The organism is Spirillospora sp. CA-108201 (genome assembly GCF_050936235.1).
Classification (GTDB): Bacteria; Actinomycetota; Actinomycetes; order Streptosporangiales; family Streptosporangiaceae; genus Spirillospora.
In genome coordinates, this window is the sequence record NZ_JBNJNE010000001.1 from 6,527,197 (window position 1) to 6,550,945 (window position 23,749).

Below are 23,749 nucleotides of genomic sequence, written 5' to 3' on the forward strand. Positions count from 1 at the left end.
GTGGTCAGGGGGCGCTGGCGAGTTCCTTGGAGTTGGGGCGGGACGGGTGGCTGCGGCCGAGCGGTCCGGCGGCCATCGCCCGCACGAGCGTGTCGGTGACCCGGGTGACGAACGCGCGGCCCGCCTCGTCGACGCCGTGGCCGCAGGCGCGTCCCCGCATCGTGCACACCCAGCGCATGGTGCCGGTGGCGAACACCCCGGCGCCGCTGGGGGTGGTGTAGTAGGACGCGTGCGCGACCGTCGTGCCGTTCCCGCAGCTGATCGGGGAGCGTCCGACGATCTCCAGTGTCGGCGGTGTCGGACCGCCGGCCGCGATCGCGTCGGCCTCGGGGCCGATCATGCCGGGGAACCGGGTGCCCGCGCGCACGCCGGTGCCGCGGAACATCCAGAAATCGGGCCGGTACACCGTGAACGCGCCTTCCGCCGGAAAGCACAGGTACTGGATGCCGATGATGTCGCTCTCCGGTCGCGGCACCGGCGGCAGCCGCCAGTCCTGTGTGGATTCGGCGGGATTCGTTCGGGCGACGGGGTCGGCGTCGGAGTCCTTGTAGCAGACCACCAGCCGGTCGGCGCCCAGCGGCGTCGCCTCGAACCGGATGTGCCGGTTCACCGCGTTGGCGCCGAGGAAGGCGATGTTGACGCCCTGGTCGCGTGCCTGCGTCGCCCGCCGGCGCATGGTCGACGACCAGTACTCGTCGTGCCCCAGGGTGAGCAGGCCGCGCGCCTTGCTCAGGATGGCGGGGTCGCTGTGCAGGTCGTTGTCGGTCGCGTAGGCCAGCGGGACGCCCGCCTTCTCGGCCAGGGCGATCGCGGGCTGCTCGTAGGTCAGGAACTTGCCCGCGCCTGTCTTGTCGTAGGGGCGGTCGAAGCTCACCGCGTAGGACCGGTCGGAGTAACCGGACGGCCCTTCGTACAGGTCGTGGCCGCCCCACATGTTGTACGCCTGCCAGGTGGTGGTCGCGTTCAGCACCACGACCCGCCCGGCGGCGTCCGGCGAGCGGACGGTCACCGGCACGTACCGCTGCGCGCCCGAAACGGCGGTCAGCCTGATCAGGTAGCTGCCCGCGGGCCAGCCCGACGTGGCGACGGTCATCGACGGCCGCCACGGCGCCGACACGGTGCGCGTCTTGCGGTCGATCCGGGCCGCCGCCTGGCGGACGCCGGCGACCTGCCCGGACCGCCACACGCGCCGCGCGTTCGCGCCCCCGTACCAGCCCATCCGGAACGCCTCGGCGCTGAACCCGGACGTCGTGGTGGAGACGAACAGCCGGAACGACCGGCCCGGCAGCACGCTCACATGATCGGCGTACCCCTCGATCTCGTGCTCGGCGCCCTTGCGGCGGACCTGCCAGTCCGCGGTGCCGGGTTTGGCGTTCTCGGACGCCTCCGCCGTCGCCGCACCCGCCTTGCCCGGCCGTTCGGCGGACGAGCGCCGCGACGTCGAGCAGGCGCCGGCCAGGCCGAGCGCCGAGACCAACGCCAGCGCGACCGAGATCCGGAACACGCGCGGAAACACGCCTAAGGGACGTCCCTCTTCTGCATCTGCCACGGTGGGCCCACCCTCCCCCGAACTTCCTGCGGGCACCCCGTCCACCGCCACGTACCAGAGATCGTCTTCCCAGCTCGCGACCACATAACCGCCGGTTCGGAGCGCACTCGGCGGCTCCACCTGGTTCATGGAAGTTCGCTCCGTCATGTCGCCGCAGCGACCGTCGAAGAGGCGATCCGTCAGCCGGGGTTCGCGTGGTCGTATCGCACGGGCGTCCGCCACTCGAAGGCGACCAGCGCGAGGAGCAGCGCGCTCACCAGACCGAGCGCGGCGATCGCGGGCAGAAGCCGCGCGGCGGGGATGAGCAGGAGGAGCGCCGCGGCGACGACCGGCGGGGCGGCCGGGACGGAGCGGACGGCGAGCCCGGCGAACGCCGATCGCCCCAGCAGGAACACGGCGGCCCCCGCGTACAAGGCGGTCAGGACAGGCCAGTCCAGGGCCCGGTCGTGATCGGGGGAGGGGCCGGACAGCTCCGCGAGAACCTCATGGGCGCCGAGGGCGATGTAGAGGGCGCCGGCGATGAGCGGGAAGTGGACCATGGTGTAGGCGTCGCGGGCGATCTGGGCGCGGCGCAGGCCGGACGCCCGTTCGAGGACGTCCTCGGCGGCGTCCGCCAAGCCCCGGAAGTACAGCAGCCACAGGCAGACGACGGTGACGAAGGCGACCAGCGCGGCCAGGAGCACCAGGGGCCCGGCCACCGAGTCGCCCGCCCCGGCGCCCGCGGAGATCAGTGACTCGCCCAGCGCGATGATCAGCACCATGCGGTGCCGCTCGGCGAAGTGGCCGGCGCTGCGGACCGTCCAGCCGCCCAGGCCGGAGGCGACCCGTCCCCCGCCGAAGTCGACGGCGAACGCGGCGGCCCACAGCGCGGTCTGCCACGTCCCCCCGAGCAGCGCGCCCGCGAGGAGCGCGATCAGGGAGATCGTCTGGGGGACGGCGTCGAGGAGCAACTGGTCGCGCAGCCCGCGGTCGCCCGCGACCGAGGACAGGTGCAGCCCGAAGTAGACCGCCCGGACGACGCAGAAGGCCACCGCGAGGACGAGCGGCGCGTCGACCGTCCCGGCGTGGCGGCCGAAGGCGTCCGGCATGACCAGCGCGGCGACGAACAGGGCCGCCATCACCACCAGCATCCCGCTCCGGACCACCCCGCGGTCGGCGCGCACCCGGTTGCCCAGCCACGCGTACGCCGCCCAGGACCACCAGAGCAGCAGGAACAGGATCAGTCCGCGCACCAGCGACACGGCGGACGGGGAGTGCGCCAAGAACGAGACGACCCGAGTGATCGCGAACACGAAGACGAGGTCGAAGAAGATCTCGAAAGACGTCGCCCGGTGGGATTCGGACGTGATCGCCGGGCGCCGCCAAGGGAGGTCTGCCACCGGCCCAGGCTACCGGCACGGAAATCCACGTCACCGCTGGTCAGCGGCCGTCGCCGCCCGTTCACACGCGCCGTCCTCGATCAGGTGGCCTTGCCGCGGGCGATGGAGAGGTTCATGCCGACGAAGTCGAGGGTGACTTGTAGGGCTTGAAGAACGGGTGGAAGAAGCCCGCCAGCGTCGTTCCCGTTCGGCGGGCGGTGGGGTGGCCGTATGAGGTCAGGGGGTGGATTTGGTGATCTTGCCAGTGAATGCTGGCGGTGGTGGTCGGTGGAGGAGGCGTTGTGGGGCGTTCGTTGGATGGTCTGGTGTCGCGGCGTGCCTTCGAGTTGTGGGGCGCTGCAATGCTGGGGGCCGTTCTTGGAGGGGCGCTGCGCGGGCGTGCGCGGGCCGCCGGCCCGTCGTCGGGGGAGTGGGCCGATGTGCCTGCGCCGCCGTTGGCGGGGCGGAGTCATCTGCTCGGCATCGCCGCGCCCGACTCGTGGCACGTTTTCGCCGGTGGTACCGAGAACGCGTTTCTGCCGGAGTCGCGTGCCGTCATGCTGCAACGGACACCGCGTGGCTGGACGCGCGTCGCGATGCCTGAGGGGTTGGTCGTCGTCAACGATGTCCGCGCTCGGCACGCCGCAGACGCGTGGGCACTTGCCGCAGGTCAGAACGCCCAGGAGCGCACCGACCTGCTGCACTGGAACGGTCATCGCTGGACGACGGTGGCAGGCCCTGCCGGCGAGCTTCTGCAGGCCATCGACGTCGATCGGACGGGCGGCCTGTGGGCGACCGGGATCAGCGGGGACGCCACGACGGTGTCGGTGCGACGGCACGGCCGGTGGACGAACGCGCTGACTCTCCCGCTGCCCTCCGGGCTGAACGCCATCGCCGCCGGGAGCGCCTCGGACGTCTGGGCCGGGGGATATGGCGAGTCGCAGATCGGACCCACCCCGCTGTGGCACTTCGACGGCACCGACTGGACGCGCACTCCCTGGGGATCGCAATGGGCTCACTGGATCCTGCAGATCGAGTACGTCGCCCCGGACGATGTCTGGTTCTACGCCCTCGAACAGCACCCGCTGTTCCCGCCGCCGTCGCTGCACCACTGGGACGGCTCCACGTTCACCGTGCACCAGCTTCCGAGCTCGTCCGGCCTCGGCGGGGAGGTGCGCCCGAAGTCCACGGTCGGTTTCCTCGGATCGATCGCCGGTGACGGGCGCGGTGGGGTTTGGGTCTCCAGCCCGTTCGACCCCGCGCATCTGCTGCACTTCGACGGCACTTCCTGGAGCCAGGCCACTCCGCCTATCGGGGTGACCGCGTACTCGATGACGCGCGTCCCGCACACCACCACCGTCTGGGCCGGTACCCAGATCGGAACCGTCTGGCGTCGTTCCTGACGACCCAGGTGGTCCTGCGGCGAGTTTCGCTAGGGGCCGGTTCGACGGCTGTGGCGGCGAGCGACGGGCGAGGGGGCCTGGGGTCAGGTATTGAGGGAGGAGGCCCGCCGCCGCGGCCTGCGCGAGGAGGCGGGGGTGCGGGGGTTCCCGCGCTGGGAGCCGGACGCGGCGGGCCGCGGCTCGCGGGCCGCGGCGGTGTTCGGCGCGGCGGCCGCGCGGGCCGGCGGGCGGGCGCCGGTGATGCGGGCCAGGTCGGCGTCACCGGGACGCACGCGGGTGACGCGGGGGGTGATGCCCGCCTTGGACATCAGGTCGTCCATCTCGCGGCGCTGCTCGGGAAGGACGAGGGTGACCACCGTTCCGGCGTTTCCGGCTCGGGCGGTGCGGCCGCCGCGGTGGAGGTAGTCCTTGTGGTCGGCGGGCGGATCCACGTTGACGACGAGGTCGAGCTCGTCGATGTGGATGCCGCGGGCGGCGACGTTGGTGGCGACCAGCACGGTGATGTCCTTGCGGTGGAAGCCGTCCAGCGCGCGGTTGCGCTGCGACTGCGTCTTGCCGCCGTGCATCGCGGCGGCGCTGACGCCGCGGGCGGTCAGCTTGCGGACGAGGCGGTCCGCGGCGTGCTTCTTGCCGACGAACATGATGACGCGGCTCTCGCGGGCCGCGATGTGCACGATCGTCTCGTGCTTGTCGTCGCCGTCGACGTGCAGCACGTGGTGTTCCATGGCGGTGACCGCCCCGGCCGGCGGGTCGACCGAGTGGGTGACCGGGTCGCTGAGGAACCGGCGGACGAGCCGGTCGACGCCGCCGTCGAGCGTGGCGGAGAACAGCATCCGCTGCCCGCCGGGCGGGGTCTGCTCCATGAGGCGGGTGACCTGCGGCAGGAAACCCAGGTCGGTCATCTGGTCGGCCTCGTCCAGCACCGTGATCCGCACGTCGTCGAGCCGGCAGTCGCCGCGCTCGATCAGGTCGGCGAGGCGGCCGGGCGTGGCGATCAGGACGTCGGCGCCGCGGGCGAGCGCGTTCGCCTGCCGCGCGATCGGCAGGCCGCCGACCACGGCGGTCATCCGCAGGCCCACGGCGTCCGCGTACGGTTCGAGCGCGCCGGAGACCTGCTGGGCGAGCTCCCGGGTGGGGACCAGGACGAGGACGAGGGGACGGCGGGGCTCGGCGCGGTGGCCGGCGGTGCGGGCGAGCAGCGCCAGGCCGAACGTGAGCGTCTTGCCCGACCCGGTGCGTCCCCGGCCGAGGACGTCCCGCCCCGCGAGGGCGTTCGGAAGGGCCGCCGCCTGGATGGGGAACGGGGCGGTCACACCCTGGCGGACCAGCGTCTCCTGGAGCGGCGCGGGCATCGGAAGTTCGGCGAACGACGCCACGGCGGGGAGCGGGGGCGTGGCCTTGGCGGCGGGCCTGCGCTCTTCCGCCGGCTTCCCGGTGGACCTGGACCGGGACCGGGGGCCTCGGGCGTTCGAACGAGGGGCGCGGGGCATGGTGGAGCCTTCCTTGAGAGCGGTGCGTGTCAGGGAAGTGCTCCGTCATGCGGGACCGCGGCCTCGCGGGAGGCCGGGTGGAGGATTCTCAAGAACGAACCGGGACGGTCCGGCGGGGGGTTCTTCCGCGGACCGGGGAGAGACGAGAGGCGCGGATCAGGCGCCGAAAACGGCAGCGCGGTGCGCGGTCCTCGGGACCGCGCACCGCCGCAACGCCGCGATCAGGCGGGGACGATGTTCTCCGCCTGGAGGCCCTTCTGGCCCTGGGTGACGTCGAACGACACCTTCTGGCCCTCCTGGAGCTCACGGAAGCCCTGGGCCGCGATGTTGGAGTAGTGGGCGAAGACGTCGGCGCCGCCGCCGTCCTGCTCGATGAAGCCGAAGCCCTTTTCCGCGTTGAACCACTTGACGGTACCGGTGGCCATGATCATCTCCTTCAGGGGTCGGTCCCGTTCGCACACCGTGTGCGGACGGAGACGCCGCGATGGCCCATCCGGAAGATCCAGAAAAAACAAAAGTGCGCCTGAGGTCAGATCCAACAGGCGCACACACATGTCTATGGGAACCGCAACTGACATCTACGATATCACAGGGTTCACAGGTCCGATCAGGCGTCCCTGGTCACGATAATTTACCAGCTGGTCTGCGAGAAGCCTTCAGGGAACCGCCCGGTACGCGCATAATGAGGTAATGAAACCCACCGGCCCCGCCCGACGGCGACACCTGCCCACCAGCCCCTTCAAACCTCCGCCCGCCGCTCCGCCGGCGAAGGAGTTCACCCTCGACGACCAGGTCACCCACGACAAGTACGGGCTTGGACGCGTTCTGGAGGTCGAGCCGGGCAATGCCGTCCTGGTCGACTTCGGTACACGGAAAGTGAAGATCCTCTCACCGTTCACGAAGCTTTTCAGGCTCTGAGAACCCCCCCGGGACCCGGCACGGCCCGCAGAGTGGCGCGCCGCCGACCGGGTCCGGACAGGCCCGCGGAAGCCGGGCCCTGAGCGACGAGAACGCCGCCGCCGCACCTGACTCAGCCGGACGACCGCGGTCGAAGGGTGGGCTCGGCGACTCCTGGCGGGGCGCCTGGGAGGCGCGCCCCGGCCACCTCGATCAGCCGGGCGGCCATGTCGGAGAACAGGAGCATCTGGCGCGCGGTCGCCGGACTGAAGGGCTCCGCACCGACCCGCCCGAGGACGGCGAGCACTCCCCGGGTCGCCTCTCCCGTCTCCAACGGCAAGATCAGGATGGGGCCGGCCGGGAGACCGGTGAGCGTCTGGTCGGCGGCGATCCGCGCGGACACCGCCCGTCGGGACGTGAACGCCCGGCCGAGCATCGACCGTCCCCGCCGCACGGTCAACCCGCGTATGCGGTCGCCGCCAGGGCCGTCGGCGACCTCGACCCGCAGTGTGTTGCCGTCCTCGCCGGGCAGGGCGACGAACGCGAGCGGGACGCGCGCCAGTTCCCGGGCGCGCGCCGCCACGAGGGCCAGCATGTCCGGTACGCCGGTCCCGTCCAGGACCACCGCGCTCATCAGGTCGAACGTGGCCGCGAACCGCCGGCGGTCCGCCTCGCTCGGCGCGGCTCCGGCGGCGCCCCACCCGTTCGATCCGGGTTCGCCCGTCATCTCGTCATCCCGTCCTCCCGCTCCGGCGGGGCCGGGCCCGGCGCTCAGGCCGCGGCCGATCGGGCGAGCGCCGCATCGACGGAGGGGCGGACGGCGAACACCCGGGCCAGCCCGCTGACCCGCAGGAGCCTGACCATGTGCGGGCGCGGAGCGGCGAGGACGAGCGTGACGCCCTCCGGCTCCGTGAGGCGGCGGGCGCCGGTGAGCAGGGCCAGCCCGGCCGCGTCGCAGAACGTCACCCCGGACAGGTCGATGACCACGAGGGGCCCGGCGTCCCGCAGCGCCGTCTCCAGGGGCTCGCGCAGGGACGGGGCGGAGGCGATGTCGAGGTCGCCGGTGATGGTGATGAGGGTGTGGCCCGCGAGTGCGTCGCGGTGCAGCCCTGCCCCGGGGGAGGCGGTGCCTGCGGTTTGCATCTGGGGGCTCCGATCAGGAGTGTGCGTGGCGCGCGGGTCCGGGACGGACCTTCGGCGCCGGACTCAGAGAGGCCGCATCGAGGTCGTGGAGGGCCCGGCGACTGTAGCGGGCGCGATGGCCGTCGTGGGCGCGGTGCGCGCGATGGGCGCGATGGGCGCGGTGGGCTTCGGGGCCGCGGCGGTCCCGGTGCCGGCGGCGTGCGTCCGTGTCCGGGGTGGACGGTGGAGCGGCGTCATGAGCGCCGACCTGTCTGGCCTCGGAGGCCGAGTATCGGGAGAACGGGGGGACGCCGGCTTGGTCGCCCGCATCGAGAACCCCTGATCCGCCACGAGTCTACGCTCTTCGACGACGACGCGCGCGCCTCGCGCCGACCGCCCCCGTCCCCCACCCGACGCCGCCGGACGCCCCCTCACCGACCAGCGGCAACGCGACCGAACCACGACCGCCGAGCCGGCGGCGAGCGCGCGCGGAGCGTGTGCCGGTGGGGGCGTATGAGGGCTCGATGCGGGCAGGGGACGGGCATGAGCGATGTGTGGATCTCCGCCGCCGACGGTGACGACCTGATCCGTGCCGACGCGATCGTGATCTTCCGCATGGACCGGACGGGTCGCCTGACCGTGCAGCTCCGCGACGAGGCGAAGGTCAGCGTGACGCTCCTCGAAGGCTCGCCGGGCGGCGCCCGCCCGCCCGCCGACTTCCACCGCCGCCTGATCCGGCTGATCGCCGAACTCGCGGACTCCGAAGGTACGCAGTTGGTCCGCGCTCGGCACGAGAACGGCGCGTGGCACTGGACGAGCGAGAGCCTTTAGGCCGCCTCGCCGGGGCGCGCACGGTCGGCGCCCCACCGGGCGTTCGCGACAGGGCACCGGCGGAACCCCGGGTGCGGCGGGTCAGGGAAGGCGGCTGAAACGGTGGGCGGCGCGGATCAGGGCGATGATCGTCAGGGCGGCCATCAGGGCGCATTCGAGGGGGAGCGGCGGACGCCACGAGCCCAGGGCCAGCGGCTGGAACAGGTGGTGCGGAGCGTCCGGCAGATATGCCGCCATGGTGCGGCGCATGACGTCGACGGCGTAGGTGAGCGGGTTCGCCAGAGCCAGGCCCTTCATCCACACGGGCATCGCGCTCAGCGGGAAGAACGCGCCGGACAGGAACACCATCGGGGCCATGATGACGGTCAGGACGGTGCCGAAGGTCTGCGGTCGCCGCAGGATGGTGGACAGCAGGACGCTCAGGACGGTCATGCCCAGCGAGACGAGCACCAGTTCCCCCAGCAGGAGGGCGATGAGGACGCCGTCGAGCGGGACGCCGACCGGGGCGGCGGCGGCGAGGAGGACGGCGGCCTGGCACGTGGCCACCGTGGTGCCGCCCAGGCACTTGCCGATCAGCAGGGAAGCGCGGCTGACGGGGCCGGCGAGCATCTCGCGCAGGAAGCCGCCCTGCCGGTCCCACATGATCGAGGTGCCGGTGGCGAGCGCCGGCCCCTGCGCGGCCGTGACCAGCGCGCCGGAGAAGAGGAAGAGCTGGTAGGAGTCGCCGTTCGGGCCGGGCATCAGGTTCGACAGGCCGATGCCGAGGATGAACAGGAACATCAGCGGCTGGACGAGGGAGATGGCGGCCCCGATGCGGTCCCGCCGGAAGTGCAGCATCTCGCGCCGCCACACCATCCCCATGGCGCGCAGTTCGGCCCGGGGCCCGCCCTTGCCCGGCTCGGACGCCGCCCGGACCCGCACCGGGCCGGCGGTCGGTTCCGGCGGGGCGTCGTCGCGGATCCGGTGGCCGGTGTGGTGCAGGAAGACGTCGTCCAGGCTGGGCGGGGTGACCCGTGCCTCGTACACGGGGACGTCGAGTTCGGTGAGCAGGCGCGGCAGCACCCGTGCCCCGTCGGGGACCTGGAGGCGCAGCCCGCCGCGGTCGCGGGCCACGTCCAGGCCGAGGCGCTCGGTGATCAGCAGTGCGGCGGCCGCGTCGTCGCCGGTGCGCAGCTCCACCCGGTCGGCGCCGAGCACCGACTTCAGCTCGGCGGGGCTGCCCTGCGCGACGATCCGGCCCGCGTCGATGATCGCGATGCGGTCGCACTGCTCGGCCTCTTCGAGGTGGTGGGTGGTCAGGAAGAGGGTGACGGACTCGGTCTCGCACACGTGCCGCAGGTGGCGCCAGACCTGGGCGCGGGCGTTCGGGTCGAGCCCGATCGTCGGCTCGTCCAGGAAGAGGATCTGCGGGCGGTGCAGCAGCGCGCGGGCGATCTCCAGGCGGCGGCGCATGCCGCCGGAGAAGGCGTGCACGGCGCGGTCGCGGCAGCCGGTCAGCCCGACCAGGGCGAGCGTCTCCCCGATGCGCGCCTCCACCTGGCCGGGCGGGACGTTGTAGAGGTCGGCGTGGAACCTCAGGTTCTCGGCCGCGGTCAGCTGCACGTCCAGGGTGGACTCCTGGAAGATCAGCCCGATGCGGCGGCGCGCCGCGGCGGCGTCGGTTCGCGTGTCGTGGCCGGCGATCTCGATCCGGCCGGACGTGGGCACCGCCAGCGTGCACAGCATCGCGATCGTGGTGGTCTTGCCCGCCCCGTTCGGCCCGAGGAACCCGAAGCTCTCACCGGGCGGGATCGTCAGGTCGAGCCCGGCCACCGCCTCGACGCCGGGGTACCGCTTGCGCAGCCCGACCGCCCTGATCGCGGGGGTCGCGGCGGCGGGCGCGGCGGCGCCGGGCGCGGCGGTGGCGGGTCGCGCCGTCACGACCGGCCCGCGATGGCGCCGAGCCAGGTGTCGGGGACGTGGCAGCCGAAGCTCCACCGGTGCCGGGGCGTCGGATTGACGATGCAGTGCCAGAACAGGCGGTCCGGGTCCTGCTCCACCTTGAAGAACCGCGCCAGCCGGGGGCGTTCCCGCAGGGTGACCAGCTCGTCGGTCTCCGGGTGCTGGTACCGGAAGAACGAGGTGTGCTCGGAGTCGGGGAACCCCTCGTCGAAGTCGATCAGGTACATGCGCCAGCCCGGCTGGTCCTCGTTGGTGTGCCACAGCCGGTAGCTGGACGGCGGGTACCACAGGTTGCCCGACAGCCGGACCTCGCCGCCGAAGATCTTCTCCAGCGCGCCGACCAGCCGGATCTTGGCGGCGTAGTAGGACGCGTAGTCCGCGTGGTCGGTGTGGGAGTCCAGGTTGACGAGGTGGAAGTCGCGCCTGCGCCGGGTGTCCAGCGCCGCGCGCCACCGCCGGTACTCCGCGCTGTTCGGGGCGAGCGACGTCGAGCGCAGGTCGTCCGTACGGAACTCCTCGTCGAACTCCGCGAGGTCGACCGTGGACGGCTTGATCTTCAGTGCCGGCAGCTCGGCGAGGACGGCGTCGAAACCGGGGAGGTCTTCCATGTCGTACTCGTAGTGGTAGAACGCGGTCGGTTCGGCCGCGGCGGGCGCCGCTTCCCTCCTCGGGCCGGGCACCGCCTTTCCGGACGCCGCCTTCCCGGACGCAGCCTCCCCGGACGCGGCCTCGGAGAAGTCCGGCGAGGACGACGCCGCCGCGAGGTCCCGGGCGTCGAACAGGTAGCCGTGCGCCTGGCCGAGGCGGACCATCTCCGCGACCGCGGTCATGGCCTTCATCTGCTGCCTGATCCCGCTGTCGCGGAGGGCGACGCGCAGGAAGGCCGCGCAGGACTCGACGGACATAGGTGAGATCACTCCTCAGATCGACGCGGGCGGAGGGTCCAGCAGGAGCGCCGAGGGGACCCGCTCCGGATGGGCCAGCCGCAGGAAGTGCATTCCGAAGCCGGACATGCCGAGCATCAGCCCGGGGAAGAAGCCGGTGGCGGACGCGGGCGGGGCGTCCTCCAGGTTGCGCCACTGCGCCTGCACCTGGACGTTGGCCTCCAGGCGGAACGCGGGCTCGTCCGCCAGCAGCGCGAACCGCAGGAACAGTTCGGCGTTGCCGGACCGGCCGTGGCACAGCGAGTCGTTCATGAGGCGCGGGAAGTTGCGCATCGTCGCGGTCAGCGCGCTCCTCGCCTCGGTCAGCACCGCGTCGTCGTCCTTGCCGAGCGCCGCCCAGCTCTGGATGCGGCTCAGCCCGATGCCCGCCGCGCCGTTGCACCAGGCGTTGGCGTAGTGGCGGCCCTGCCAGAGCGTCCCACCGGGGAACTCGCGCAGGTCGTACCAGTCCTGCGCGCTCTGGTCGAAGTGGAGGGCCTCGTAGGCGAAGGCGCGCCGGCCCGCCGAGACGTACTCGGCGCGGTCGGTGAGCCGGCCCAGCGTGATCAGCGCCCATCCGACACCGCCGGCGCCGTGGGACAGCCCGGTCAGGTTGCCCCCGGCGGCGCCGAGGTCGGAGCCGGGCCAGGAGAGGGTGTCGCCGTCGGCCTCGGCGCGGCTCAGCAGGTGCGCGGCGCAGCGGTGCGCGTGCTCCAGGCCCCGCCCGTCCGCGACGCCGGCCAGGCCGGTCAGCACCGGGATGAGCCCGGCCGCGCCGTGGAAGACGTCCAGGTGGTGGTCGCCGTCGATGCGTCCGGCCAGATCGTCGGCCAGTGCGAGGGCGTGGTCGAGCAGGGCGCGCTCGCCCCACAGGCGGTGCAGGTGCGTGAGGACGTAGATCATGCCGCCGAGCCCGGTGAAGGCCCCGATGCGCTGCCGCTCCCAGGTGGCGACGGCGTGGTCCAGCGCCCGGCGCGCCGCCGCGCGGAACTCCGGACGCGGGTCGAGGGCGTCGAGATAGGCCAGGAACAGGGCGATGCCGCCCGAGCCGTTGTAGAGGTCGCCCTCGATGTCGACCTCGTCCCGCCCGTCGGGGGTGATCACGAAGGACGTCCAGGGGGCCGGCGCGTCCGGCGCGCGGAGCATCGCGCAGAGCTGCTCCCCGAGCGCGGCGGCGCGCTCGACGCACGTCTCGGCGAAGTCGGCGCTCGTGACGTCGCCGCCGGACAGGCCCGCGGCGATGTACTGGCGCTGCTGGGCGCGGTTGCGCGCGGACAGGCCCCGGATCCGGGACGCGGCGTGGTCGAGCGGGCTCGTCTCCAGATCCGCCCCGACCGCGGACGCGTGGTCGTGGACGAGCCCGGTGCCGCCCGCCTCGACGCTGAACAGCGGGACGTCCCGGCGCCACATCGACGCCACCTCCCAGTCGGGGAGGGCCGCGTCCTGGTCCCACTTGCGCGGGAAGGTGCGGACGGTCTCGACCAGCAGGTCGGCCTCCAGCGGCTCCAGCAGGCACCGGGGGTGCAGGGCGGCCGCGAGCAGCTGCGAGTAGACCTGGGTGCTCCAGTTGACGAAGCGGACGTCCGCGTCGGCGAACAGGTCGCGGACGCAGGCGATCGCCTCGTCGGGCCGCCGCCGGAACCACTCGTAGACCCGGTCGAAACCGGAGCCGATGGCGTCGACGTAGTCCTCGGCGTGGGTCAGGTCGTCGCCGACGAAGACCCGGTTGGCGGCCCCCGGGTCGACGCGCACCCCGTCGCGGTAGCTGACGGACGACGCGAAGGACTGGAGGCGGTCGACCTGCGGCACCGGCATCGGCATCTCGTAACCGCCGCCGCCGGTGTACCCGCTGATCCGCATCTCGCCCTCGGGCGCCGCGCCGCTCCTCGGCCACTCGATCAGGCCCGTCCTGAAGACCGAGTCCATCAGCGTGCCCGACGGGCGCGGCCATCCCTTGGGCAGGGCGCCGAGCACCGTCTCGCAGTCGCAGATGAAGGCGTGGCCGTCCGCGATGAGGACGTTCTCGAAGTGCAGGTCGCCGCCGCCCAGCACGTAGAAGATCGCCAGGTAGCCGCCGAGCTCGGCGTGGACGCGCTCGGCCTCCTGCCGGGTGGCGACCCGGTTGCGGTCCGGCGGGATCAGCGCCTCGAAGCCGTAGCCGTCCTTCGGGAGCACGGCCCGCCCGGCGAAGTCGAGGACGCCGTCGTCGCGCAGCCGAGCCAGCAGCCCCTGGAACGCGGCCTCGCCCGCGAGGCCGCGGGGCTTGTAGACCACGGACTCCCGCGCGCCGTCCGCGAGCTCGACCTCGACGATCGCGACGCTGCGGCCCCCGGCGTGGTGGTCGGAACGGCCGAGCCGCGCGGTGCGCACCGCGGCCACGGGCCGCCCGAAGAACGCCTCGGACAGCTCGGCGGCGTCGTCGCGGAGCCTGCCGATCATCTGCGCCCCGTGCTCGGCGAGCTGCCCGGTCGTCTGGGCGAGCCAGCGGCCCAGCAGGGGGAACTCCAGGTAGAAGCGGTGGTAGGCGCCGGCGTCGGCGAAGGTCTTGTCGAGGTAGGCGAGGTAGTCGTCGTGGGTCGCGCTCGCCGGGTCGATCCCGTGCAGCCGGCAGTGCACCTTCGCGTCGGTCTCCACCGCCCAGGCCAGCGCCAGCTCGAACCGGTCGAGCAGGTAGGCCTGGAAGTCGGCCACCAGCCGGGGGTCGACGCGGACCGCGGGCGCGCCGCCGTCGACCGCCCGGGTCAGCCGGCGGCCGAGCTCCACCAGGAAGGGCTCGCAGGCGGTGGCGAGCCGGCCGTGGTAGACGTCGTCCGCGCGCCACTCCGCCGGGGCGAACGCCTCGTCGCCGGGGTCGAAGCCGTCCAGCGTCTCCCGGTAGACCGGCAGCCAGCCCTGGTGGAGGTCGGCGAGCATCCGGCCGAGACGGCTCCCGGGGTCGGTGAGGCCGAGTTCGTGCGCGCGATAGGTCCGCAGGACCTCGCGCAGCGACTCCTCCGTGTGCCGCTCCCGGCGCGGGCTCGTCTCCGCGCCGAACTTGGCGGCGAGCTTGGCGGCCAGCCGGTCGATCCTCCAGGCGTCGAAGGCCTCCAGCGGCTCCGCGCCGGACGGCGGGCCGAGGACGGACACGATCCGGATCCGCTCGGACAGGTTCGCGGCCCGGGCCGCGATGTCCACGGGGAAGGTCGGCTTCACGCGGGCGGGCTCCTCGCCTGGGGAGAGTCGGGCCTGGGGGAAGGTCGGGGCCTGGGGAGAAGTCGGGGGGTGATGGGCCGATGGCTTCGGCCCATCGGTGTTTCCGCGCCCCCGGCGCGTGGCCGGGCTCTAGGACGGAGGGGTTACTTGGTGCTTCCGTCGCACGCGAAGGTGAACGGCCCCGAGCTGCACGTGGACGCGCAGGCGTAGGCGTCGACGGCGGCTATGCCCTCGGTCCAGTAGCCCAGTGAGGCGGTGTCGGGCTGCGCGACGGCGGCGGGGACGGCGGCGGCGGACACGCCGAACCGTCCCGCTCCGGCGAGCAGCTCCGTGCGGACGTCGGCGTCGGCGGCGGCGTGCCGCAGAATCGTGCTGGGTGACATTTCTTCCTCCTGGTTCGTTGCTGTTCACTCGACCGTTCGTGGCGCCAGTCGGATTCCGAGTCGGCGCTCGGCCTCCCGGAGCTCTTCGACGGCGATGTCCATGCTCGGCTTGTCGTTCTGCCAGTCGATCAACTCCCTTTCCTCGGGGGAAATGCCGACCCGGGTCCAGAAGAACTCGAGCCAGGTCTTGGTGGCCTGCGGGTGAAGGTCGCGGATCGGCTCGACACCGTCCGGGAACTGCTCGTTGCGGACGTCGAGCGCGAGCCTGAGCATCTCGCGCGCCTTCCCGTCCGGCGGGAGCACCGAGCACAGGACCATCAGGAACTGGAGCTGGCGGACGGTGTCGATGCCCTTGTGCTTCGTCAGGTCGCTGGGCGGCTTCGGGCCAGACCTCACGGCTCACCCTCCTTCCGTTCTCGGCCGCCGGACGCGCAATTGTTCGGCGCAATTCGAGCGGCTCGCGGGACGGACACCAGAAAAACTCTGCGTACTCAGTTCATTACGCAGAGTAACCTTAACAAGGGGTTGCCGGGAAGGTCAATGCCGAAAAGGCCGGCGCTCCGATCCGCCGAAACCGGAAGAATGAAGCAATTCGCCGACCGATTGGAGGCTTGCCGCCCGCTATGCGAGCACCTCACCTGACCGCCGCGGTCAGATTTCAGTTCCCCCTGGAGACCATTCCGCATCCCGGCCCCCGCCCGCCGGTAAGGTCTCGCGGCACGCGACCCATCGGCTTGGACCGCTCCTCGGGGGCCGGCGCATCGCACGAGCCGTGCATGCCGGAGTTGCTCAACAGCACGCGGAACTGGGAGACACCTTCCCCGTTACCGTTTTCACGTCCCCGCCACGGTGGGGAGCTGCCGGGTCACCCGGCCCGGCATGACTCAAGCCCTGTCGCACAGATGATCCGGGGGGTGTTGTCACCGGGCCCGGGTGGTGTCGGTGGACCGCAGGGCTGCCAGGTCGCCCATCTGCCCGGTCTGACCATGCGGCGCATGGCCGGGCGCCTGGTCGATGCGGTCAAGGCCGCCCTGGACGCCCAGAGCGTCGTGGTCCCCGGCACCGCCGCGGTCGCGACCGTCCTGCCGCACCTGGCCCTCAGACGTCATCTACGCCATGCTCCGCGACGAACAGCCCTACCAGCCCACACGCAAACCCGCTGCACGAGCAGCTTGACGAATCCCCTGGGGACATTCCCGGGGGCCGTGGTCCTCACGGTCGGCGCGGCGGTCGCCTCGGGCGTTCAGGTGGCCCGGTTCGGGACACGGCGGGGCCGAGGCGACCTGGAGCGACGTGAGCGGAGGTCAGCGCGGCTGATACGCCTTGGGCAGCCGCATGCCGCGCTCAGCCATGATCTGGCGGACGCGGTCGGGGTAGTCGGTGATGATCCCGTCGACGCCCATGTCCATGAGGGCCTCGACGGTGGCGGGGTCGTCGCAGGTCCACGGGATGACCTTCAGGCCCCGGGCGTGCGCTCGCGACACCATCGCGCGGTCGGGGTAGAAGCGGAAGCCGGGGTCGCCGATCTTGCCGTTCTGGGGGAACCCGTAGTTGGGCGACAGGGCGGTGACTCCCGGGACGGCGGCCGCCGCCCTCACGAAGTCGCCCCCGAAGTCGTCGGCGTCGAGGCCGCCCAGCCAGGGGGAGGCGCCGGGCCGGCCGACCTGGAGGAAGTCGTAGTTCGTCAGCGCCACCAGCGGCCAGCCCGGCGCGAGCCGGTGCATCCGACGCAACGCGCCCCAGTCGAAGGACTGGATGGTGACCTGCCGTTCGATCCCCGACGCGCGGATCTCCTCGAAGACCCGGCGGACGAACAGCTCGCGCGGCGCGGTCTGCTCGGGCGCGCCCGCCTCGACCTTGGTCTCGATGTTGAGCTTGACCTGCTTGGCGCGGTAGCGCTTGACCAGGTCCAGCACGTCCTTGAGCTCGGCCATCCGGAAACCGTGGACGACCTCCTGCTCGGGGAATCCGGGCAGTTGCCCGTACCCGCAGTCCATCGTCTTGATCTGGGCCAGGGTCAGGTCCTTGATGTACTTGCCGACGTAGGGGTACATCGGGTCGCCGGGCGCGACCGGGGCGGTGTCGCGGCACTTCTGGGCGCTGACCTGCCGGTCGTGGGTGACGACGACCTTCTCGTCCTTGGTGATTTGGGTGTCGAGTTCCAGGGTGCTGACGCCCAGGCGCATCGCCTTGCCGAAGCCCTCCAGTGACTCCTCGGTCGTCATGCCGATGCCGCCGCGGTGGGCCTGCAGGTCGAAGTGGGTCTTCTGGGGCGGTACCCCGGGGCCCGCGGCGGTCGCCGCGTGGGCGGGCGCCGGCGCGGCGACCGCGGACGCAAGGGCCAGACTCGTCAGGACAACACGTATGGACATCAGGACCTCCGCTAATCTCGATCAACCCTCGCGACGCTAGACCGGGGCCCGGCCCCCGTGGTTGACGTGGCGTGATGGCCTTATGAACACGCGAGGGACACGAGCGGGAAACCGGGCCCGTCCCGCTGGGCGCTGTTCGACCCGGCCACCCTGTGCCACCAGGCGACGCTGGAGATCTACCTCGAAGCGATCGGTGTTCCCGGCGGCGAACGGGACCGGTGGCTCGACGCGTGGGAACGCGCCCGCGCGACCACCGGCGCACACGGCGCCGTCCGGGCGGGGGAGGCGTCCTGGAAGATCCTCGGCGTGCACGAGCCGATCGAGGTAACCCGCCGCCGGCCCCGGCGTCCTGCCGGTCTACGTGCCCCGCGACGTCGATGGCGAGCCCGGGACCGGCGCGCGGGCGCGCCTGGCCGCGGCCGCTGTGCCGGACGCGGGGACCAGAATGATCCAGTTGCTGCGCCGGAGCGGCCGCTCCCAGGAAGCCGAGCGGCTGGGGCGGCTGGGGCGGCTGGGCCTGTCCGCCGAAGGCGGCATCGAACTCGAATCCGTCCCGAACCTTCTCCTGCGTCCCCGCCTCTAACGGGACGGCGGTGAGGGTCACCGAAGAGCGCGGTTCGGCGATCCACCGGATACCGGCCGGCTCCGGGAAAGGCGGGCGCCCGGTGTCGGCCAATCTGCCGCTGTTCCGGATTCCGGTTCTGCGGCGGTGTGATGGCGGCGCTTTGAGCTTGGTTGTGGCCATCTCTGCCTCCACGAGTTGGATAGGTTTGCCTTTGCCCGAGTCCCTGATTGCATAGACAAGAAAGGTTCGCCCTGTGCGGGAGCAGCCGAGGCGTCCGCGACTGCCCAGCGGAAGCGAGCAGCTCCGACCTGGAGACCCGGCCGCCATCGGGGACTACGAGGTGGTCGGCCGGCTCGGCGAGGGCGGCATGGGCGCCGTCTTCCTCGGCCGGCACGACGGGCGGTACGTCGCGATCAAGGTGATCCGCGCGGAGCTGGCGGCCGACGAGGGCTTCCGCGCCCGCTTCCGCGACGAGGTGCGCAACGCCCGGCGGGTGGCGTCGTTCTGCACGGCGAAGGTGCTGGACCACGGCGAGGAGGGCGGGCGGCCGTATCTGGTCACCGAGTACGTGGACGGCACTCCGCTGGACGCCTACATCGAGACCGGAGAGGCGCTGCCGGACGGCACCCTGAACGGCGTCGCGGTCGGGGTGGCGGCGGCGCTGACCGCGATCCACGCGGCCGGGCTGATCCACCGGGACCTCAAGCCGCCCAACGTGATCCTTTCGGTCTCGGGGCCACGGGTGATCGACTTCGGGATCGCCCGGGCCACCGACGCGCCTTCGGGGCACACGCAGGCGGGGTTCGTCGTCGGCACGCCGGGGTGGATGGCGCCCGAGCAGGTGCTGCTCGGCGAGGTGTCCACGGCGGCCGACGTCTTCGCGTGGGGCTGCCTGGTGGCCTTCGCCGGAACCGGGCGGCACCCGCACGGCACGGGCACGGTCATGACGATGGCGGCCCGCGCCGAGCACGGCGAGCACGACCTGACCGGCCTGGCCGGGCCGCTGCGCACGCTGGTCGAGCGTGCCCTGAACCCCGACCCCGCGCGCCGTCCGCAAGCCCAGGAGCTGCTGCTGGAACTGGTCTCCGGAGGGGCGCCGGGTGCGGCGTCGCCGGGTGCGGCGCAGGCCGCCGCCGGCGCCGAGCTGACCCGTACCTGGCAGGCCGACGCGCTGCCCCCGCCGTGGATCCCGCCGTCCCCGCCGCAGGGGGTGCACACGAGGCTCTACGAGCAACCCCAGGCCCAGGCCCAGGCCCAGGCCCAACCCCAGGCCCAGCCTCAGCCTCAGCCCCCGCCGCCGCCGAGGCCGATGCCGCCGCCTCCGGCACCGTGGACGCCGCCCCCGGCGACGGCTCAGGCGCCCCCGAGGCCGCGACGCGGTCGCGGCTGCATGGGCTGCCTGGTCGCCGCCGTCGTGGTGGTCGTGGTGCTCGTCGTCGCCGGCGTCTCGGCGTACCGCTACTTCCAGCCCGTCGAAGGGCAGCAGAACAAGCCCGCCAGGGACGGCCAGTTCACCTTCGTGGCGTCGCCGGCGTCCTGCGGCGTGACCGTGCGCGGCCTCAGGCCCTACACCGGCGACAAGCTGTGCCGCGTCAGGATCACCGTGACCAACAGCGGGACCAGGACCCGCACGCTCACCGCGGACCAGCAGAAGCTTCTCGACGACGGCGGATCTTCACACGAGGCGCGGGCGATGCTGCAGGGCGCCAGCGCGGACGTGCGCAACAACTCGCCGGCCAAGGTGCTGCCCCCCGGCGCCAGGTTCAGCGGCATGCTGATCTTCGAGATCGCCGCCACGGCGGAGCCGATCTCCGTGGTGCTCCACGACGCCGCCCTGAGCAAGGGCGTCCGCATCGCCGCCAAGTCCGGCTGAGCGTGCGCGGCCGGTCCAGCCGGGCCCGGGTGCCGCCGGACGGGGTCAGCAGCGGCCGAGGAAGGCGGGCCGCAGCGAGCTGACCTTGTAGCCGAACTGGCCCGTGTTGCCCTTGGCCCCCGCGAGCGGCTCGCGGGGGTACTTGTGGCTCTCGCCCTTGAAGCGGGCTTCGGAGTACATGCACCAGGTCTTGCCGGTGCGGTTCCAGAAGGACAGGGAGTGGTCGTTGAGGCCGCCGCCGAGTTCGCTCAGGTCGCGCGCGACCTTGGCGTAGGAGCCTCGCGAGCCGTGGGCGTTGGGGAGGCGCCAGACGCACATCCGGCCCTGCGGGCAGTCGGTCCAGGAGCGGAGGGCGACCGGTGGGGCCGAGGCGTCCGAGGCGCCCGAGGCGCGGGTCGTGCCCGCCGGGACGGTCGACGCGCTCGCCGGTGCGAGGGACGGGGCCTGGACGAGCGCGGTCCCGGCGGCGAGGACCAGCACGGCTGGGGTCGTTCGGATCGACGGCATCTGCGATCTGCCTCCTGTTGTTCTCTTTGTACTCGATTGACTACTCTCTGTAGTCACTTGGCAGTGTAACCCGGCGGGACGGCCTTCGAGGCCGCCGCGCGGCGGCCCGCGAAAGGTCTCGCCGAGATTGGCCGGTTCCGGAGGTTGCAAGATCGACCGGACTCCGGACGGTGTGTCCTAGCGGTATCGGACTCGGCGAAGACCAGGGCGGACGCACCGCGGACGGAGTCGCGGTCCGATCTCCGAGACGGCGAAGGTGCCGCAGTGCGCTTGTGCGGGGCATCGCCGCCGCCGTCGCGGCCCGGCTCGATGAGCCGTACCCGCATGACGTGAAGGGCTGGGCCTGCGCCGCGAAGCCCACGGGACGAAGGAGTGGCCGTGAAGTCTCGGATGAAGGGCGCCGAGCTGGTTCGCTCACGGGGCGGCTGGTGGGGCGCGGCCGCCCTCGTCACCGTCCTGCTGCTGGCCACGCTGCTGGGCGGGGGGCGGGTCGGCCTCGCCGTCGCCGCCACCGATGGCAGCGCCTGGCTGTGGAGCCGGACGGCGGGCGAGGTGGACCGGGTCAGCCCCGACAGCGGCAAGGTGGAGCAGCGCCGCGCGGTGACCGACTCCCGCGGCCACCGGGTGCAGGTCACCCAGAACGACAAGTTCCTGCTCATCCACGACCTGGAGACCGGCCGGGTGTCGTCGCTCGACCTCAACGGCCTGGGCTTCTCGGGACGGCTGGACATCGGCACCCGCGGCGACCCGCACCTGGTGATGGGCTCCAGCGGAGCCGCGCTGGTCGAGCGCACGACCGGAGCGGTCCGCGCGCTGGACCCGGCCACGCTGCTTCCCGTGGGCGCGGTCCTGCAGCTCCCCGGCCCGCTGGTCGGCGGCGAGTTCGACGACGCCGGCCAGCTGTGGGTGGCGGCGCCCCGGCAGGGCACCGTCATGGCGATGAGGGTCACCGGCGAGGGCGCCACGATCGTCCGCACGGCGGAGGCCGCCGAGCCCGACCACGACCTGACGATGACCGTCCTGGACCAGGGCGCGCTCGTGGTCGACCGCGGCGGGCGCGATCTGGTGGTCGCGACGGGCGACGACACCCGCCGGATCACTGCGCCGGTGCCGCTCGCCGGCGCGATGGTGCCCGAGCGCACCCACGGCGCGCTCGCCGCGATCACCGTGCCCGGCGCCGGCTCGGTGGTCACGCTGGGCGACGTGCGCCAGGGCGGTCCGGTCCGGTCGTTCCCGCTGACCGACCCCGTCCAGGAGCCCGCCGTGCCGTTCGCCGGCAAGGTGTACCTGCCCATACGGGAGACCGGTCAGGTCCGCGTCTTCGAGCCCGCGGGGCGGCAGACCGGCATGCTGTCCATGCCGGCCGGCCGCGGTGACATGGAGCTCCAGGTCCGCGAGGGCAACCTGTTCGTCAACGCGCCGGGCAGCACGGACGCCCTGGTCGTCGGCGGGGACGGGGTGGCCCGCAACGTCGGCAAGTATCCGGGCGGAGCGGGGCAGGGCACCGAGAAGCCGGGTACGCCCGACGACGGGGCGGGCAGCCCGCCGCCGGTACCGGCACCGCCCGCCGATCCGGTCTTCCCCGACCCGATCGACCCCGGGCGGCCCACTGACGCGCCCGTGACGCGGCCGTCCAAGAAGCCCGAAACGCCCCCCACGGTCATCCCCACGGAACTGCCTCGGCCTACGGTGAACCCCGTCCCGCGCACTCCGTCACCTCGGCTGCCCTCGCGGACGCCCACGACGACCCCCACGAGCGCATCGCCCACGAGCAGGACGCCGACCAGCATTCCGACCACGCCCAGGCCGACCACGCCCAGGCCGACGACACCGAGGCCGACCACGTCGAGGCCGACCACGCCCAGGCCGACCACGCCCAGGCCGACCACGCCCAGGCCGACGACACCGAGGCCGACCACGCCCAGGCCGACCACGCCGAGGCCGACCACGCCCAAGCCCACCCCGACCAAGCCGAAACCCACGCCGACCAAGCCCAAGCCGACCACCAACCCGTACACGCCGGCGCAGGTCTGCAACGCGACCGCGGGCGGCAACTACAAGGTCCAGCGGTCGTCGTCGTTCCAGGGCGGGCGGATCTACCAGCTCTACAGCGCCACCACCAAGAAGAACTGCGCTGTCACGATGAAGACCACGGACATCGGCAAGGGGACCAACGTCTGGATCCGCCTCCAGAGCCAGAAGGGCGGCAAGGTCGCCTCCGACAACGGCACGTTCAAGTACTACGCCGGACCGGTCTTCGTCCTGGCGCCGGGCGACTGCGTCCGGTACTCGGGCGGCGCGTCCGGCGCGAGCGCCTCGGCTGGCTGGGGCAACTGCGGCTAGAAGGGTAACGAGTGAGCACCACGACAGCGACGCCTGCGCTGCCTGACGAGGAGGCGCTGCTGGCCGCCGCCGCCTTCGAGCGGATGGCCGCCGGCATCCAGTCGGCGGCACGCTGCGATCCCGCCACGGTGCGGCTGATCCTCACCGCGTTCGCGGCGGGCGGGCACGTCCTGCTGGAGGATCTGCCCGGCATGGGCAAGACGACCCTGGCCCGCGCGCTCGCGGCGGTGACCGGCGGACTGATCGGCCGCGTGCAGTGCACCCCGGACCTGCTGCCGTCCGACGTCACCGGAGTGACGATCTTCAATGAGCGCAACCGCGAGTTCGAGTTCCATCCGGGCCCGGTGTTCGCCAACGTCGTCATCGTCGACGAGGTCAACCGGACCTCGCCGAAGACGCAGTCGGCGCTGCTGGAGGTGATGCAGGAGGGCCAGGTCACCGTGGACGGGAAGGCGCACCCGGTGCCGCGCCCGTTCCTGGTGGTGGCGACGCAGAACCCCATCGACCTGGAGGGGACGTTCCCGCTGCCGGAGGCGCAGCTCGACCGCTTCCTCATGCGGCTGTCGCTGGGATACCCGGGCGAGGAGGCGGAGCTGTCGCTGCTGCGCGGCTCGTCCCTGGCCGATCCGGGCGACCTGGCCCCGGTGCTGATCGGCGAGGAGATGGCGCGGCTCGGCGCCGCCGCCGACCGGGTCGCGGTCGCCGAATCCGTCTACCAGTACGTCCTGCGGCTGGCCCAGCGCACCCGGCGGCATCCGCAGCTGCGGGCCGGCGTCTCCCTCCGGGGCTCCATCGCGCTGGCCCGCACGGCGCGGATCCACGCGCTGGCCGACGGCCGCGGCTACGTCACCCCGGACGACGTCAAGGCCCTGGCGGGGCCGGTCTGGGCGCACCGGCTGGTGCCGCTCTCGGGCGCCGCAGGCGCGGCGGAGACCGCGGAGCTGCTGGACGGCGTCCTGGCCGAAGTCCCCGTCCCGGCGCCGCAGGGGAACGGCTAGGC

At 72.7% G+C, this 23,749-nt stretch carries 21 protein-coding genes; 7 read left to right on the forward strand and 14 right to left on the reverse strand.

From position 1 onward, the window contains the following. Positions 1 to 4: 4 nt before the first annotated feature. The gene (locus tag ACQEU6_RS31530; protein ID WP_499336669.1) at positions 5 to 1,516 is read right to left on the reverse strand and encodes a N,N-dimethylformamidase beta subunit family domain-containing protein; all 1,512 of its coding nucleotides are present in this window, start codon (positions 1,514 to 1,516) and stop codon (positions 5 to 7) included. Positions 1,517 to 1,728: 212 nt separating this feature from the next. Further along, positions 1,729 to 2,928, reverse strand: a complete 1,200-nt coding sequence (locus ACQEU6_RS31535) for a low temperature requirement protein A (protein ID WP_499336670.1) — start codon at positions 2,926 to 2,928, stop codon at positions 1,729 to 1,731. A 248-nt stretch (positions 2,929 to 3,176) separates the two neighbouring features. On the opposite strand from ACQEU6_RS31535, the gene ACQEU6_RS31540 reads away from it, so the two are divergent. Then, positions 3,177 to 4,310: a hypothetical protein gene (locus ACQEU6_RS31540; RefSeq protein ID WP_499336671.1), complete on the forward strand. Its 1,134-nt coding sequence runs from the start codon at positions 3,177 to 3,179 to the stop codon at positions 4,308 to 4,310. An 83-nt stretch (positions 4,311 to 4,393) separates the two neighbouring features. Here ACQEU6_RS31540 and ACQEU6_RS31545 read toward each other — a convergent pair whose 3' ends face one another. Both ACQEU6_RS31545 and ACQEU6_RS31550 read right to left on the reverse strand, forming a co-directional pair. Then, a complete protein-coding gene (locus ACQEU6_RS31545; RefSeq protein WP_499336672.1) occupies positions 4,394 to 5,800 on the reverse strand; it encodes a DEAD/DEAH box helicase in 1,407 nt (468 codons plus the stop codon). A 221-nt stretch (positions 5,801 to 6,021) separates the two neighbouring features. Continuing rightward, positions 6,022 to 6,225: a cold-shock protein gene (locus ACQEU6_RS31550; RefSeq protein ID WP_067460243.1), complete on the reverse strand. Its 204-nt coding sequence runs from the start codon at positions 6,223 to 6,225 to the stop codon at positions 6,022 to 6,024. Positions 6,226 to 6,490: 265 nt separating this feature from the next. Between ACQEU6_RS31550 and ACQEU6_RS31555 the strand changes: the two genes are divergently transcribed. Then, a complete protein-coding gene (locus ACQEU6_RS31555; RefSeq protein WP_179837973.1) occupies positions 6,491 to 6,718 on the forward strand; it encodes a hypothetical protein in 228 nt (75 codons plus the stop codon). Positions 6,719 to 6,830: 112 nt separating this feature from the next. Here the strand turns inward: ACQEU6_RS31555 and ACQEU6_RS31560 are convergent, their stop codons facing one another. Beyond that, positions 6,831 to 7,424: a GAF domain-containing protein gene (locus ACQEU6_RS31560; protein WP_499336673.1), complete on the reverse strand. Its 594-nt coding sequence runs from the start codon at positions 7,422 to 7,424 to the stop codon at positions 6,831 to 6,833. A 44-nt stretch (positions 7,425 to 7,468) separates the two neighbouring features. Then, positions 7,469 to 7,840 (reverse strand): STAS domain-containing protein, encoded by a 372-nt coding sequence (locus ACQEU6_RS31565; RefSeq protein WP_499336674.1) that lies wholly within the window; start codon positions 7,838 to 7,840, stop codon positions 7,469 to 7,471. Between the two features lie 522 nt (positions 7,841 to 8,362). On the opposite strand from ACQEU6_RS31565, the gene ACQEU6_RS31570 reads away from it, so the two are divergent. Continuing rightward, positions 8,363 to 8,650, forward strand: coding sequence for a hypothetical protein (locus ACQEU6_RS31570; protein WP_499336675.1), 288 nt, complete (start codon positions 8,363 to 8,365; stop codon positions 8,648 to 8,650). Positions 8,651 to 8,731: 81 nt separating this feature from the next. Here ACQEU6_RS31570 and ACQEU6_RS31575 read toward each other — a convergent pair whose 3' ends face one another. The 7 genes from ACQEU6_RS31575 to ACQEU6_RS31605 form a co-directional block, all read right to left on the reverse strand. Then, positions 8,732 to 10,570, reverse strand: a complete 1,839-nt coding sequence (locus tag ACQEU6_RS31575; protein ID WP_499336676.1) for an ATP-binding cassette domain-containing protein — start codon at positions 10,568 to 10,570, stop codon at positions 8,732 to 8,734. Continuing rightward, complete coding sequence (locus ACQEU6_RS31580) at positions 10,567 to 11,496, reverse strand: Nif11-like leader peptide family natural product precursor (protein WP_499336677.1); 930 nt, start codon at positions 11,494 to 11,496, stop codon at positions 10,567 to 10,569. The genes ACQEU6_RS31575 and ACQEU6_RS31580 overlap by 4 nt, the downstream gene beginning before the upstream one ends. A 15-nt stretch (positions 11,497 to 11,511) precedes the next feature. Further along, entirely contained in the window at positions 11,512 to 14,706 is a 3,195-nt protein-coding gene (locus tag ACQEU6_RS31585; protein WP_499336678.1) for a type 2 lanthipeptide synthetase LanM family protein, read from the reverse strand. A gap of 143 nt (positions 14,707 to 14,849) precedes the next feature. Next, positions 14,850 to 15,089, reverse strand: coding sequence for a cinnamycin family lantibiotic (locus ACQEU6_RS31590; RefSeq protein ID WP_499336679.1), 240 nt, complete (start codon positions 15,087 to 15,089; stop codon positions 14,850 to 14,852). 24 nt (positions 15,090 to 15,113) lie between these two features. Further along, positions 15,114 to 15,485: a DurN family substrate-assisted peptide maturase gene (locus ACQEU6_RS31595; RefSeq protein ID WP_499336680.1), complete on the reverse strand. Its 372-nt coding sequence runs from the start codon at positions 15,483 to 15,485 to the stop codon at positions 15,114 to 15,116. Positions 15,486 to 16,009: 524 nt separating this feature from the next. After that, positions 16,010 to 16,198 (reverse strand): hypothetical protein, encoded by a 189-nt coding sequence (locus tag ACQEU6_RS31600; RefSeq protein ID WP_499336681.1) that lies wholly within the window; start codon positions 16,196 to 16,198, stop codon positions 16,010 to 16,012. A gap of 195 nt (positions 16,199 to 16,393) precedes the next feature. Continuing rightward, positions 16,394 to 17,461, reverse strand: a complete 1,068-nt coding sequence (locus ACQEU6_RS31605) for a glycerophosphodiester phosphodiesterase family protein (RefSeq protein WP_499336682.1) — start codon at positions 17,459 to 17,461, stop codon at positions 16,394 to 16,396. Positions 17,462 to 17,906: 445 nt separating this feature from the next. Here ACQEU6_RS31605 and ACQEU6_RS31610 point away from each other — a divergent pair, with 445 nt between their 5' ends. Together ACQEU6_RS31610 and ACQEU6_RS31615 are read left to right on the forward strand one after the other, a co-directional pair. Beyond that, a complete protein-coding gene (locus ACQEU6_RS31610; RefSeq protein ID WP_499336683.1) occupies positions 17,907 to 18,044 on the forward strand; it encodes a hypothetical protein in 138 nt (45 codons plus the stop codon). Positions 18,045 to 18,279: 235 nt separating this feature from the next. Continuing rightward, positions 18,280 to 19,899, forward strand: a complete 1,620-nt coding sequence (locus tag ACQEU6_RS31615; RefSeq protein WP_499336684.1) for a serine/threonine-protein kinase — start codon at positions 18,280 to 18,282, stop codon at positions 19,897 to 19,899. Positions 19,900 to 19,944: 45 nt separating this feature from the next. Here ACQEU6_RS31615 and ACQEU6_RS31620 read toward each other — a convergent pair whose 3' ends face one another. Then, positions 19,945 to 20,406 carry a peptidase inhibitor family I36 protein gene (locus ACQEU6_RS31620; RefSeq protein ID WP_499336685.1) on the reverse strand — a complete coding sequence of 154 codons (462 nt, stop codon included), beginning with the start codon at positions 20,404 to 20,406 and terminating at the stop codon, positions 19,945 to 19,947. A 378-nt stretch (positions 20,407 to 20,784) separates the two neighbouring features. On the opposite strand from ACQEU6_RS31620, the gene ACQEU6_RS31625 reads away from it, so the two are divergent. Together ACQEU6_RS31625 and ACQEU6_RS31630 are read left to right on the forward strand one after the other, a co-directional pair. After that, on the forward strand, positions 20,785 to 22,749 hold the full coding sequence (locus ACQEU6_RS31625) for an NHL repeat-containing protein (protein WP_499336686.1): 1,965 nt from the start codon (positions 20,785 to 20,787) through the stop codon (positions 22,747 to 22,749). 11 nt (positions 22,750 to 22,760) lie between these two features. After that, positions 22,761 to 23,747 carry an AAA family ATPase gene (locus ACQEU6_RS31630; RefSeq protein WP_499336687.1) on the forward strand — a complete coding sequence of 329 codons (987 nt, stop codon included), beginning with the start codon at positions 22,761 to 22,763 and terminating at the stop codon, positions 23,745 to 23,747. Positions 23,748 to 23,749 lie beyond the last annotated feature (2 nt).